Annotated in this window: 9 protein-coding genes and 4 tRNA genes; all 13 read left to right on the top strand. The window is 62.7% G+C overall.

Translation table 11 applies throughout. The annotated features are described in order from the left end of the window. The first annotated feature begins 211 nt into the window (after window positions 1-211). The 13 genes from V5B60_RS01345 to rpoC all read left to right on the top strand — a co-directional run bounded on the left by V5B60_RS01345 (window position 212) and on the right by rpoC (window position 14,108). A tRNA-Tyr gene (locus V5B60_RS01345) sits at window positions 212-296 on the top strand. Window positions 297-347: 51 nt separating this feature from the next. Beyond that, window positions 348-421: transfer RNA gene (locus V5B60_RS01340), tRNA-Gly, on the top strand. A 42-nt stretch (window positions 422-463) separates the two neighbouring features. Beyond that, window positions 464-538 (top strand) — tRNA-Thr (locus V5B60_RS01335). Between the two features lie 53 nt (window positions 539-591). Next, complete coding sequence (gene tuf / locus V5B60_RS01330) at window positions 592-1,782, top strand: elongation factor Tu (protein ID WP_332345237.1); 1,191 nt, start codon at window positions 592-594, stop codon at window positions 1,780-1,782. Window positions 1,783-1,841: 59 nt separating this feature from the next. Then, a tRNA-Trp gene (locus tag V5B60_RS01325) sits at window positions 1,842-1,917 on the top strand. Window positions 1,918-1,940: 23 nt separating this feature from the next. Beyond that, entirely contained in the window at window positions 1,941-2,294 is a 354-nt protein-coding gene (secE, locus tag V5B60_RS01320; RefSeq protein WP_034938565.1) for a preprotein translocase subunit SecE, read from the top strand. Next, window positions 2,291-2,824, top strand: a complete 534-nt coding sequence (gene nusG / locus V5B60_RS01315; protein ID WP_332345241.1) for a transcription termination/antitermination protein NusG — start codon at window positions 2,291-2,293, stop codon at window positions 2,822-2,824. The genes secE and nusG overlap by 4 nt, the downstream gene beginning before the upstream one ends. 126 nt (window positions 2,825-2,950) lie before the next feature. Next, the gene (rplK, locus tag V5B60_RS01310; protein ID WP_034938562.1) at window positions 2,951-3,382 is read left to right on the top strand and encodes a 50S ribosomal protein L11; all 432 of its coding nucleotides are present in this window, start codon (window positions 2,951-2,953) and stop codon (window positions 3,380-3,382) included. A gap of 1 nt (window position 3,383) precedes the next feature. After that, window positions 3,384-4,073 carry a 50S ribosomal protein L1 gene (rplA, locus tag V5B60_RS01305; RefSeq protein ID WP_034938561.1) on the top strand — a complete coding sequence of 230 codons (690 nt, stop codon included), beginning with the start codon at window positions 3,384-3,386 and terminating at the stop codon, window positions 4,071-4,073. Between the two features lie 294 nt (window positions 4,074-4,367). Then, window positions 4,368-4,865, top strand: a complete 498-nt coding sequence (gene rplJ / locus V5B60_RS01300; protein WP_034938560.1) for a 50S ribosomal protein L10 — start codon at window positions 4,368-4,370, stop codon at window positions 4,863-4,865. Window positions 4,866-4,909: 44 nt separating this feature from the next. After that, window positions 4,910-5,278, top strand: coding sequence for a 50S ribosomal protein L7/L12 (gene rplL / locus V5B60_RS01295; protein WP_034895378.1), 369 nt, complete (start codon window positions 4,910-4,912; stop codon window positions 5,276-5,278). A 257-nt stretch (window positions 5,279-5,535) separates the two neighbouring features. Further along, window positions 5,536-9,819 (top strand): DNA-directed RNA polymerase subunit beta, encoded by a 4,284-nt coding sequence (gene rpoB / locus V5B60_RS01290; RefSeq protein WP_332345240.1) that lies wholly within the window; start codon window positions 5,536-5,538, stop codon window positions 9,817-9,819. Window positions 9,820-9,893: 74 nt separating this feature from the next. Further along, on the top strand, window positions 9,894-14,108 hold the full coding sequence (gene rpoC / locus V5B60_RS01285; protein ID WP_332345239.1) for a DNA-directed RNA polymerase subunit beta': 4,215 nt from the start codon (window positions 9,894-9,896) through the stop codon (window positions 14,106-14,108). Window positions 14,109-14,246: the final 138 nt, after the last annotated feature.

The following is a 14,246-nucleotide window of genomic DNA, read 5'->3' as shown; positions in this document are numbered from 1 at the left end:
CACCGATCGACACCCTCTTCACGGACCCCACACCACCCACGCATCCAGCCCTCACCTGCCACCAGCCTCCAGCAATCTGACCGCTTCAGCGCCGAAAACGGGGGCTTCCGGCAAGCGGGGCCGATTCAGCAGGGTCATGCTTCAGGGCTGCCGGAGCGAAAAACCATTTGACAATCCGTCCTTCGGGCTTCAGAATCGCGGGTTCTTGGCTGGAGGGATACCCAAGTGGCCAACGGGATCAGACTGTAAATCTGACGGCTCCGCCTTCGAAGGTTCGAATCCTTCTCCCTCCACCACAAGCGCCGCTGTCGGTGATGGCGTTCAATCGTTCTTCGGGTAATGGTTTTGCGGGTGTAGCTCAATGGTAGAGCTGAAGCCTTCCAAGCTTATGACGAGGGTTCGATTCCCTTCACCCGCTCCAGGCTGCGGCCGCAGAATTGCTTCAGGCCCCTCGATCATCGATGCCCATGTAGCTCAGCGGTAGAGCACTCCCTTGGTAAGGGAGAGGTCGACAGTTCAATTCTGTCCATGGGCACCAGGGATTGGTGCTGTAGATTCATTGTTAACTTCTAACGTCTTGAGGTACCGTTAATGGCCAAGGGAAAATTTGAGCGCACGAAGCCGCATGTGAATGTGGGCACGATTGGGCACGTGGATCACGGGAAGACGACGCTGACGGCGGCGATCACGACGATTCTGGCGAAGAAGTTTGGTGGGGTGGCGAAGGCGTACGACCAGATTGATGCGGCGCCGGAGGAGAAGGCGCGGGGGATCACGATCAACACGGCGCACGTGGAGTACGAGACGGCGAAGCGCCACTATGCGCACGTGGACTGCCCGGGTCACGCGGACTACATCAAGAACATGATCACGGGTGCGGCGCAGATGGACGGAGCGATTCTGGTGGTGTCGGCGGCGGACGGGCCGATGCCGCAGACGCGGGAGCACATTCTGCTGGCGCGTCAGGTTGGGGTGCCGTACATCGTGGTGTATCTGAACAAGTGCGACATGGTTGATGACGCGGAGCTTCTGGAGCTGGTGGACATGGAGGTTCGCGAGCTGCTGTCGAAGTACGAGTTTCCTGGCGACGACATACCGATCATCCAGGGTTCGGCGCTGAAGGCGCTGGAAGGGGATACTGGGGAGCAGGGCGAGGGTTCGGTGATGGCGCTGGCGGATGCGCTGGACGCGTACATTCCGACGCCGCAGCGGGCGGTGGACAAGCCGTTCCTGCTGCCGATCGAGGACGTGTTCTCGATTTCGGGTCGCGGGACGGTGGTGACGGGCCGTGTCGAGCGTGGTGTGGTGAAGGTTGGCGAAGAGGTGGAGATCGTCGGCATCCGTCCGACGGTGAAGACGACGTGCACGGGAGTGGAGATGTTCCGCAAGCTGCTGGATCAGGGGCAGGCTGGGGACAACGTGGGAGTGCTGCTGCGGGGCACGAAGCGTGATGACGTGGAGCGTGGTCAGGTGCTGGCGAAGCCGGGTTCGATCAAGCCGCACACGCACTTCACGGGCGAGGTTTACTGCCTGTCGAAGGAAGAGGGTGGTCGCCACACGCCGTTCTTCAACAACTATCGTCCGCAGTTCTACTTCCGGACGACGGACGTGACGGGCGCGATCGCGATGCCGGAAGGGGTCGAGATGGTGATGCCGGGCGACAACGTGCAGATGACGGTGAAGCTGATCTCGCCGATTGCCATGGAAGAAGGGCTGCGCTTCGCGATCCGCGAGGGCGGCCGCACCGTCGGCGCCGGCGTCGTCGCCAAGATCATCGAGTAGTTCCGGTCGAGGTTCATGGGCGGCGCCGGCGAACGGCGGTGCCGCCGTAGTTCTGCCGCAGGGGTATAGCTCAACTGGCAGAGCGTCGGTCTCCAAAACCGAAGGTTGGGGGTTCGATTCCCTCTGCCCCTGCCATACCTGCAACCGAAACCGACAAGATGGCCGATAAATTCAAGTTTGCGCTGGCGGTCCTGCTGCTGGTGGCCGGTATCGCCGGCTTCTACCTCCTCGCGGAGCAGGCGATGATCCTGCGTGTGCTCGCCGTCATGGCGGGTACCGCCCTCGCCGTCGCGGTCGCTTGGAGGACCGAGCAAGGACAGCGTTTCTTCGTCTTCGCGCGGGAGTCCGCGACCGAGGCGAAAAAAGTCGTCTGGCCGTCCCGCAAGGAGACCATGCAGACGACTGGCATGGTGTTCGCCTTCGTCGTCGTGATGGCCGTCTTTCTCTGGCTGACCGACAAGAGCCTGGAATGGCTGATGTATGACCTGGTTCTTGGCTGGAGAAAATCATGAGCATGCGCTGGTACGTGGTACACGCCTACTCGGGCTTTGAGAAGAGCGTGCAGCGCGCCTTGCTCGAGCGTATCCAGCGGCAGGGAATGGCTGAGCGCTTTGGTCGCATCCTCGTCCCGGTGGAAGAGGTGGTCGAACTGAAGATGGGCCAGAAGAGCATTTCCGAGCGCAAGTTCTTCCCCGGCTATGTGCTGGTGGAAATGGAGATGAACGACGAGTCCTGGCATCTTGTCAAGAGTACACCGAAGGTCACCGGTTTTGTCGGCGGTACCGCCAACAAGCCGAGCCCGATTTCCGAGAAGGAAGTCGCGAAGATCATGCAGCAGATGCAGGAGGGCGTGGAAAAGCCACGGCCGAAGGTGCTCTTCGAACCCGGCGAGGTGGTGCGCGTCAAGGAGGGGCCGTTCACGGATTTTCATGGTGCGGTCGAGCACGTCAACTACGAGAAGAACCGGTTGCGCGTTTCGGTGACGATCTTTGGTCGGCCGACGCCGGTCGAACTGGAGTTCGGGCAGGTCGAGAAAGCCTGACCGCGGGCTCTTTCGCGGGCCGTCGAGTGCCCTCGGCGGCCCGTAGCAGTGCGGCTCTCGGGCCGCGTTTGTCGTTTGGGGAGCGCTCGCGTGAGCGCGTTCGAACCCGCTCACAGGAGTCGTACGGTGGCAAAGAAAATCACTGGTTACATCAAGTTGCAGGTGCCGGCCGGGAAGGCAAACCCGTCGCCGCCGATCGGTCCCGCGCTCGGCCAGCGCGGACTTAACATCATGGAGTTCTGCAAGTCCTTCAATGCGCAGACGCAGGGGCTGGAGCCGGGTTTGCCGATACCGGTCGTGATCACCGCCTTCGCCGACAAGAGTTTCACCTTCATCATGAAGACACCGCCGGCGGCGGTGCTGATCAAGAAGGCCATCGGCATCCAGAAGGGCAGCGCCAAGCCGCACACGGCCAAGGTCGGTACGCTGACGCGGGCCCAGTGTGAAGCGATTGCAGCGCAGAAGTTGCCCGACTTGACGGCGGCTGACATGGAAGCGGCGGTGCGCACCATCGCCGGCAGTGCCCGGACGATGGGCGTCACGGTGGAGGGGGTGTGAGATGGCACGCTTGAGCAAACGTCAGAAGGCCCTGCAGGGCAAGGTCGACCGTACGCGGAGCTATCCCGTCGCGGAAGCGCTGCAGCTCGCCAAGGAGTGCGCCGTCGCCAAGTTCGACGAGTCGATCGATGCCGCGGTCTGCCTTGGCGTCGATCCACGGAAATCCGACCAGATCGTTCGCGGCTCGGTGGTTCTGCCGGCCGGTACGGGCAAGACGGTCCGCGTCGCGGTCTTCGCCCAAGGCGAGAAGGCGGCAGCGGCCAAGGCAGCGGGTGCGGATATCGTCGGATTCGAGGATCTGGCGGCGGAGATCAAGTCGGGTGTGATGAACTTCGATCGCGTGATCGCAACACCGGATGCGATGCGCGTCGTGGGTCAGCTCGGCCAAATCCTCGGTCCTCGGGGCCTGATGCCGAACCCGAAGGTGGGGACGGTGACCATGGATGTCGCGACGGCGGTACAGAACGCCAAGGCGGGCCAAGTCCAGTATCGTACCGACAAGGCCGGGATCATCCACAGCACGATCGGTCGCGCGTCGTTCGATGGCGAGAAACTGGCGAGCAATCTCAAGGCGCTCGTCGACGCACTGATCAAGGCGAAGCCGGCGACCTCGAAGGGACAGTATGTGCGCCGCATAGCCGTTGCCAGCACGATGGGACCGGGTGTCCGCGTCGACGCCTCGACGCTCTAGAAGAGGAAACATGGTCGGGACCGTGCGCCGCCCGCGCGGCCCCGATCGAGGGCTTTGTAGGGCTACTGGCAGGGCGTCACGCCCTGGCGGTAGATCGTCAAAGACCGCAGGTGCCGACGACGATGCCTGTCGTGGGTTTAAGTGTGCAAGCGGCCTGCGTAGACGGTGTGCCCGGAAAAGGATTCTGCAGCAATGGCCTTCAGGCCTCTGCTGCCAACCCCTGATCATGGTCGCCGTGGGTGCGGTGCATCCAGCCGGATGTGCCGTTTGTTGACTTGATGGGAGGAAGGACCTGTGGGTCTCAATCTTGATGATAAGAAGGTCGTGGTGGCCGAGGTGGCGGCAAAGGTCGCGACCGCGCAGACCATCGTGCTCGCCGAATACAGTGGTTTGCCGGTGGCCCATCTGACTCGTCTGCGCGCCCAGGCACGTGCTGCTGGCGTTTACCTGCGTGTGGTGAAGAACACGCTGGTGCGGCGGGCCGTCGAAGGCACGGCCTTCGCCGGCTTGGCCGAGCAGATGACCGGACCGCTGATTTACAGCATGTCGGAAGATCCGGTTGCTGCGGCAAAGGTGCTCAATGATTTCGCCAAGACCAACGACAAGCTGATTCTCAAGGCCGGCAGCTTCGCGGGTGAGGCGCTCGACAAGGCCGGTGTTCAGGCGCTGGCGTCGATCCCGAGCCGCAACGAGTTGCTTGCCCAGTTGCTTGGAGTCATGCAGGCGCCGGTCACCGGCTTCGCCTGTGCACTTTCCGCCTTGGCCAAGCAGCGCGAGGAAGCCGCCGCCTGAGTGCAACCAGCTTTTTTTGTTTCCAGATCCAGGAGTGAGTAATCATGGCAATTAGCAAGCAGGACATTCTCGATGCCGTCGGCGCGATGACTGTCATGGAACTGAACGACCTCGTCAAGGCGTTCGAGGAGAAGTTTGGCGTTTCGGCAGCATCGATGGCCGTCGCAGCTCCGGGTGCGGCCGCACCAGTGGTCGAGGAGCAGACCGAGTTCACGGTCGTCCTCGCCGGTATCGGCGAGAAGAAGGTCGAGGTCATCAAGGTCGTTCGTGCGGCCACCGGCCTCGGTCTGAAGGAAGCCAAGGACTTGGTCGACAGCGCCCCGAAAGCGGTCAAGGAGGCGATCTCCAAGGCCGATGCCGAAGCGCTCAAGAAGCAGCTCGAGGACGCTGGAGCAAAGGTCGAGGTCAAGTAACACCGGTAAGGCAGGCTGGGCTGGCGGCTTTCTGGTCGCCAGCCCTTTTCTGCTTTTCCGGCGATGGCGGCGCATCCGCGGTATCCGGGGATGTGTTGCCTGCAGCGTGCAAACGCAAACACGACTGGCGATGGCTGGAGCGGTGCCCGTTCCCGCCCGCGCGCCGGCCAGCCATGTTGCGTTTGTCCGTTGCGAACCGGCGGATGTGGCACCTCGCCGGAGCGCTAGAGGATTTGCCTTGTGAGTTCGGAGCGACCATGACCTACTCCTATACCGAGAAGAAGCGTATCCGCAAGAGTTTCGCCAAGCGCGCCAGCGTGCTCGAGGTGCCCTTTCTGCTGGCGACACAACTGGAATCCTTCACCGCCTTCCTGCAGGCCAGCGTGCCAGCGGGCCAGCGCCGGAACCAGGGGCTGCAGGCGGCCTTCTCCTCGATCTTCCCGATCGTCAGTCACAGCGGCAACGCTCGGCTGGAGTTCGTGAGCTACACGCTTTCCGAACCAACCTTCGACGTGACCGAGTGCCAGCAGCGCGGACTGACCTTCGCCTCGGCGCTGCGGGCGAAGGTTCGTCTGGTGATACTCGACCGCGAGGTACCGGACACGATCAAGGAAGTGAAGGAACAGGAGGTCTATATGGGCGAAATCCCGTTGATGACTTCCACCGGCTCATTCGTCATCAACGGTACCGAGCGCGTGATCGTCTCGCAACTGCATCGCTCGCCTGGCGTGTTCTTCGAACACGACCGGGGCAAGACGCACAGCTCGGGCAAGCTGCTGTTTTCGGCACGGGTGATCCCCTATCGCGGTTCTTGGCTGGATTTCGAATTCGATCCGAAGGATCTGCTCTTCTTCCGCGTTGACCGCCGCCGCAAGATGCCGGTGACCACCCTGCTGAAGGCCATCGGCCTGACGTCGCAGCGAATCCTCCTCGAGTTCTTCGAGTTCGACACCTTCTACATCGGCAAGCGGGTCACCGAGTTTGCGCTCGTTCCCGAGCGGCTGCGCGGCGAGGTTGCCCGTTTCGATTTCAACGACCCAACGGGCAGGCTGATCATTGCCAAGGACAAGCGGATCACCGCCAAGCATATCCGTGAGCTCGACGCCGCCGGCATGAAGCAGGTGGCTGTTCCCGACGATTTCCTCATCGGGCGCGTGATCGGTGAAGACGTGATTGATCAGGCGACCGGCGAGATCCTCGCCAACGCCAATGACGAGGTCACGGAGACGCTGCTGGCGAAGCTGGTCGAGGCAGGCGTCGAGTCTTTGCATACGCTGTATGTCAACGATCTCGATCGCGGTGCCTTCATCTCGCAGACCTTGCGCACGGACGAAACCACGTCGCGCGGGGCGGCGCGCATCGCGATCTACCGCATGATGCGGCCGGGTGAGCCGCCGACCGAGGAAGCCGTCGAGATCCTCTTCAACGGACTGTTCTACTCCGATGACCGCTACGACCTGTCGGCGGTTGGGCGAATGAAGTTCAACCGCCGGGTCGCACGCAAGGCGGTCGTCGAGTACAAGGTGATGGTCCGGCAGGCGCCGGCCAAGCGTGATGCCATACTCCGACTGATCAACGATACCGTTGGCGAAGCGGTGACCTCGGTGGAGCAGGCGCTTGCCGAGCTGAACCACGGACCGCGGGCAGTCGCCGAGAACCTGACGCATGAGGCCGCCTCGAGCCTGCTGGAGTCACTGAAGGGGCTTGGGGTCGTCGGCGAGGTGCGCGAACAGCTCACCCTTTCGCCGCGCGATGTCGTCGAAGTGATCCGGCTGTTGGTCGAGCTGCGCAACGGTCGCGGCGAAATCGACGACATCGACCACCTCGGCAACCGGCGGGTGCGTTCGGTCGGCGAACTGGCTGAGAACCAGTTCCGCGCCGGGCTCGTGCGCGTCGAGCGTGCGGTCAAGGAACGGTTGTCGCAGGCCGAGTCCGACAACCTGATGCCGCACGACCTGATCAACGCCAAGCCGATCAGCGCCGCGGTGCGCGAGTTCTTCGGCTCGAGCCAGCTGTCGCAGTTCATGGACCAGACCAACCCGCTTTCCGAGATCACCCACAAGCGCCGTGTTTCGGCGCTTGGCCCCGGCGGCCTGACACGCGAGCGCGCCGGCTTCGAAGTGCGTGACGTACATCCGACGCACTACGGCCGCGTCTGTCCGATCGAGACACCCGAGGGCCCGAACATCGGCCTGATCAACTCACTGGCGCTCTTTGCGCGCACCAACGAGTACGGCTTTCTCGAGACCCCCTATCGCAAGGTCGTGGACGGTCGGGTGAGCGATCAGATCGAGTACCTGTCGGCAATCGAGGAGGGCGCGTACATCATTGCCCAGGCGAACTCCGAAATCGGCGACGAAGGTGCTTTGCTCGATCAACTGGTCACCTGTCGCGAGAAGGGCGAGACGATTCTGGCGGAGCCGGCACGCGTGCAATACATGGATGTGGCGCCGAGCCAGATCGTGTCGGTGGCGGCGTCTCTGATCCCCTTCCTCGAGCACGACGACGCCAACCGTGCGCTGATGGGAGCCAACATGCAGCGGCAGGCGGTGCCCTGTCTGCGTCCGGAGAAGCCGCTGGTCGGAACCGGTATCGAGCGAACGGTGGCGGTCGATTCGGGTACCGCAGTACAGGCACTGCGCGGCGGACTGGTGGACTACGTCGACGCGTCGCGTGTCGTCGTTCGCGTCAACGACGACGAGACTGGACCCGGCGAAGTCGGCGTCGACATCTACAACCTTGTCAAGTATACGCGGTCCAATCAGAACACCAACATCAACCAGCGGCCGCTGGTTCGCGTTGGCGATGTGATCGCCCGTGGTGACGTGGTCGCCGACGGGGCTTCGACGGACAAGGGCGAACTGGCGCTCGGCCAGAACATGCTGGTCGCCTTCATGCCCTGGAATGGCTACAACTTCGAGGATTCGATCCTGATTTCCGAACGCGTCGTCGCCGAGGACCGTTTCACCTCGATCCACATCGAGGAGCTGACGGTGGTCGCGCGCGACACCAAGCTGGGGCCCGAGGAGATCACGCGCGACATCGCCTCGCTGGGCGAATCGCAGCTCTCGCGCCTCGACGAGTCCGGCATCGTCTACATCGGCGCCGAGGTCGAGGCTGGCGATGTCCTGGTGGGCAAGGTGACGCCGAAGGGAGAGACGCAGCTGACGCCGGAAGAGAAGCTGCTGCGGGCGATCTTTGGCGAGAAGGCATCCGATGTCAAGGATACTTCGCTGCGGGTGCAGTCGGGGATTTCGGGTACGGTCATCGACGTGCAGGTCTTCACGCGTGAAGGCATCGAGCGTGACAAGCGGGCGCAGTCGATCATTGACGATCATCTGCGCAGCTACAAGCTCGATCTGGCCGATCAGTTGCGCATCGTCGAAAGGGACGCCTTTGCGCGCGCCGAGAGAATGATCATCGGCAAGTCGGCGAACGGTGGTCCGAAGCGGCTGGCCAAGGGGACCCTGGTCAACGCCGAGTACCTCGAGGGTATCGACCCGCATCACTGGTTCGACATCCGCATGGCTGACGAGGACATTGCGCAGCAGCTGGAGTCGCTGCGTGAAGGCCTCGAACAGACCCGCAAGGGCTTCGACGTCGCTTTCGAGGAGAAGCGCAAGAAGCTGACCCAGGGTGACGAACTGCCGCCCGGTGTGCAGAAGATGGTCAAGGTCTACGTGGCCGTCAAGCGCCGCCTGCAGGCGGGCGACAAGATGGCGGGCCGACATGGCAACAAGGGCGTGGTTTCGCGCATCGTCCCGGTCGAGGACATGCCCTACATGGCCGACGGACGCCCAGTCGACATCGTCCTGAACCCGCTCGGCGTACCTTCGCGGATGAACGTCGGCCAGATTCTTGAGGTCCATCTCGGGCTTGCTGCCAAAGGTCTGGGAACGCGAATCGGTGACATGCTGCGTCGCCAGGCCGCGGTCGAAGAGGTGCGGGGCCTGCTGGCACAGATCTACAACGGGACCGGCAAGCCGGAGCGTCTCGACGAGCTCAATGACGCCGAGATCCTCGAGATGGCGGGCAACCTCGAGGCGGGCGTGCCGTTTGCGACGCCGGTCTTCGATGGAGCCAAGGAATCGGAGATCAAGGCGGTCCTGGAACTGGCCGGCATGCCGCAGTCCGCACAGATGACGCTCTACGACGGTCGCACCGGTGAGCGCTTCGAGCGGCAGGTCACGGTGGGCTACATGCACGTGCTGAAGCTGCACCACCTCGTCGATGACAAGATGCATGCCCGCTCGACCGGACCTTACTCCTTGGTCACGCAGCAGCCGCTCGGTGGCAAGGCGCAGTTTGGTGGCCAGCGTTTCGGCGAGATGGAGGTGTGGGCCCTTGAAGCCTACGGTGCCTCCTACGTGCTGCAGGAGATGCTCACGGTCAAGTCGGACGATGTCAATGGGCGCACCAAGGTCTATGAGAACATCGTCAAGGGTGACCACAAGATCGATGCCGGCATGCCAGAGTCGTTCAACGTCCTCGTCAAGGAAATCCGTTCGTTGGCGATCGATATCGATCTCGAGCGTTTCTGATTCGTTGGCAAGGGTGGGTGGGCGCCGGGGCGTCATCCTCACCCCAGACAGCTCACTCCTCACTGGAGCAAAAGATGAAAGCATTGCTTGATTTGTTTAAGCAGGTGACGCAGGAAGAGCAGTTTGACGCGATCACCATCGGCCTCGCCTCGCCGGACAAGATCCGCTCCTGGTCCTACGGCGAAGTCAAGAAACCGGAGACGATCAATTACCGCACCTTCAAGCCGGAACGGGATGGCCTGTTCTGCGCCAAGATCTTCGGCCCGATCAAGGACTACGAGTGTCTCTGCGGCAAGTACAAGCGGCTCAAGCATCGCGGCGTGATCTGCGAGAAGTGTGGCGTCGAGGTGACGCTGGCGAAGGTGCGTCGCGAACGCATGGCCCATATCGAGCTGGCCAGCCCGGTGGCGCACATCTGGTTCCTGAAGAGCCTGCCCAGCCGACTCGGCATGGTGCTCGACATGACCCTGCGCGACATCGAGCGCGTTCTCTACTTCGAAGCCTTCGTCGTCTTCGATCCGGGCATGACGCCACTCGTCCGCGGCCAACTGCTGACTGAGGATGATTATCTCGCCAAGGTCGAGGAGTATGGCGACGACTTCTCCGCCGCCATGGGCGCGGAAGGGATCCGCGAGTTGCTGCGTTCGATCGACCTCGCGCGCGAGGTCGAGGGATTGCGCGGCGAACTCGAAACCACGAGCTCGGAGACCAAGAGCAAGAAGTTCTCGAAGCGGCTGAAGGTCCTTGAGGGCTTCCAGAAGTCCGGTATCAAGCCCGAGTGGATGGTGCTTGAGGTCCTGCCGGTGCTGCCGCCCGATCTGCGTCCGCTGGTGCCGCTGGACGGCGGTCGCTTCGCGACTTCGGATCTCAACGATCTCTACCGGCGGGTGATCAACCGCAACAATCGCCTGAAGCGGCTTCTCGAGCTGAAGGCACCAGAGATCATCGTCCGCAACGAGAAGCGCATGCTGCAGGAGGCAGTCGATTCACTGCTCGACAACGGTCGCCGCGGCAAGGCAATGACGGGTGCCAACAAGCGCCCGCTGAAGTCGCTGGCGGACATGATCAAAGGCAAGGGCGGCCGTTTCCGGCAGAACCTGCTCGGCAAGCGTGTCGATTACTCGGGCCGCTCGGTGATCGTCGTCGGTCCGCAACTCAAACTGCACCAATGCGGGCTGCCGAAGCTGATGGCGCTCGAGTTGTTCAAGCCCTTCATCTTCAATCGCCTGGAGGTGATGGGTCTGGCGACGACGATCAAGCAGGCGAAGAAGATGGTCGAAACGCAGGAGCCGGTGGTTTGGGACATCCTCGAGGAGGTGATTCGCGAGCACCCGATCATGCTCAACCGGGCGCCGACGCTGCACCGGCTCGGCATCCAGGCGTTCGAGCCGACGTTGATCGAGGGCAAGGCGATCCAGTTGCACCCGCTGGTTTGCGCAGCTTTCAACGCCGACTTCGACGGTGACCAGATGGCGGTCCATGTCCCGCTCTCGCTCGAAGCGCAGATGGAGGCACGGACGCTGATGCTGGCATCGAACAATGTCCTCTCGCCGGCAAACGGAGAGCCGATCATCGTGCCGTCGCAGGACATCGTTCTCGGTCTTTACTACGCGACACGGGAGCGCATCAACGCCCGCGGCGAGGGGATGATCTTTCCCGATCTCGCCGAAGTCACACGTGCCATGCAGGCGGGCGAGCTCGACCTGCATGCACGGATCGTCGTGCGCATCACCGAGCACGAGCAGGACGAAACCGGCGGCTGGCTGGAGAAGACGACGCGCTACCAGACGACCGCCGGGCGCGCGCTCCTGTCAGAGATCCTGCCACGTGGGCTGCCATTCAGCCTGATCGACAAGACGCTCAAGAAGAAGGAGATCTCGCGGCTGATCAACGCGGCCTTCCGCCGCTGTGGTCTCAAGGAGACGGTCGTCTTTGCCGACAAGCTGATGCAGAACGGTTACCGGCTGGCGACCCGCGCCGGCATCTCGATCTGCTCCGACGACATGCTGGTGCCGGCACAGAAGCGCGCGATCATCACTGCTGCGGAAGCGGAGGTGAAGGAGATCGAGAGCCAATACACCAACGGCCTGGTGACCAACGGCGAGCGTTACAACAAGGTGGTCGACATCTGGGGCCGCACCGGTGATCAGGTTGCCAAGGTGATGATGGATCAGCTCGGCCACGAGGAGGTGCGCAATCGTCGGGGCGAGCAGGAGAAGCAGGAGTCCTTCAACTCAATCTTCATGATGGCAGACTCGGGCGCTCGCGGTTCCGCGGCACAGATTCGCCAGCTGGCTGGCATGCGTGGCCTGATGGCGAAGCCGGACGGATCGATCATCGAAACGCCGATCACGACCAATTTCCGCGAGGGCCTGAACGTTCTTCAGTACTTCATTTCCACCCACGGTGCGCGCAAGGGTCTGGCGGATACCGCGCTGAAGACTGCCAACTCCGGCTACCTGACGCGCCGCCTGGTGGACGTGACGCAGGACTTGGTCGTCATCGAGGACGACTGCGGGACGGGCAACGGGGTCACCATGAAGGCTCTGATTGAAGGTGGCGAGGTGATCGAGGCTCTGCGCGAACGGATTCTGGGTCGCGTCACGGCCACCGATGTCGTTCACCCGGACACGCAGGAGACGGTGATCGAGGCCGGCACGCTGATCAGCGAGGACCACTGCGATCTGATCGATCAGTTGGGAATCGACGAGGTCAAGGCGCGTACGCCGTTGACCTGCGAGACCAGGTATGGCCTGTGTGCGAAGTGTTATGGGCGTGACCTTGGTCGCGGAACGCTGGTCAACGTTGGCGAGGCGGTGGGTGTGATTGCCGCGCAATCGATCGGTGAGCCGGGAACCCAGTTGACCATGCGCACGTTCCACGTCGGGGGTGCCGCCTCACGCGCCGCGGTTGCCAGTCACGTCGAGACGCGCAGCGCCGGGGTGGTTCGCTTCACCTCGACGATGCGCTATGTCACGAGCGCCAAGGGCGAGAAGATCGTCATCACGCGCTCGGGTGAGATCCTGATCACCGACGACAACGGTCGCGAGCGCGAGAAGCACAAGCTTCCCTACGGTGCCACCCTGCTGGTCGAGGATGCGCAGTCGGTCAAGGCGGGGGCGCGTCTGGCCAGTTGGGATCCGCACACGCGACCGATCATCGCCGAGTACTCGGGGCTGGTGAAGTTCGAGAACGTCGAGGAGGGCGTCACCGTTGCCAAGCAGATCGACGAAGTGACCGGGCTGTCGACGCTGGTGGTCATCGACCCGAAGCGTGGTGGCAAGACCCCGAGCAAGGGACTGCGGCCGCAGGTGCGGCTGTTCGAGCCTGACGGCGAGGAAGTCCGGATGCACGGCAGCGATCACCCGGTGACGATCACCTTTCAGGTCGGTGCCATCATCAACGTTCTCGATGGTCAGCAGATTTCGGTTGGCGATGTCCTCGCGCGTCTGCCGCAGGAGTCGGCGAAGACGCGCGACATCACCGGAGGTCTGCCGCGTGTGGCGGAGCTGTTCGAGGCGCGTACTCCCAAGGATGCTGGCATGCTGGCGGAGTTCACGGGTACCATGTCGTTCGGCAAGGACACCAAGGGCAAGCAGCGACTGGTGATCACCGATCTCGAGGGAATTACGCACGAGTACCTGATCCTCAAGGACAAGCACGTCCTGGTGCACGACGGGCAGGTGGTCAACAAGGGTGAGCTGATCGTCGATGGCGCGCCCGATCCGCACGACATCCTGCGCCTGCTGGGGGTCGAGGCGCTGGCGGTGTACATCACCGATGAGGTTCAGGACGTCTATCGTCTGCAGGGCGTAAAGATCAACGACAAGCACATCGAGGTCATCGTTCGGCAGATGCTGCGCCGGGTGAACGTGCTTGAGCCCGGTGACACGAGGTTCATCAAGGGCGAGCAGGTCGAGCGCGCCAATCTGCTCGACGAGAATGACCAGATGTTCGCCGAAGGCAAGCTGCCGGCCACCTACGAGCATGTACTACTGGGCATCACCAAGGCCTCGCTGTCGACCGATTCGTTCATCTCGGCGGCTTCCTTCCAGGAGACGACACGTGTCCTGACCGAAGCCGCGATCATGGGCAAGCGCGACGAGTTGCGCGGCCTCAAGGAGAACGTCATCGTAGGTCGCCTGATCCCAGCCGGCACCGGCCTTGCCTACCACAATACGCGGCGGAAGAACGCCGCTGGCGAGGACATCGCGGGTGGCGGGGAGCTCGAGGAGGACGAGGTCCCGCCGGCGAGCGAGGAGAGCGCACAGGATGTGCCGGTGGCTTGACTTGCCGCGCGTTAAAACCTAGAATCGCCGGTCTTTGTCGCCGACGCCACGCGCTTGCGGCGGCTTGTGGAATTCGCCAAGGCGGCCTTTGGTCCGCCTTGGTTTTTTGCAGATGGTCCGATCCGGGCACCGCGGGCG

The sequence above is a fragment of the Accumulibacter sp. genome (assembly GCF_036625195.1).
Taxonomy (GTDB): Bacteria; Pseudomonadota; Gammaproteobacteria; order Burkholderiales; family Rhodocyclaceae; genus Accumulibacter.
This window is presented reverse-complemented; position numbering and strand designations above follow the sequence as displayed.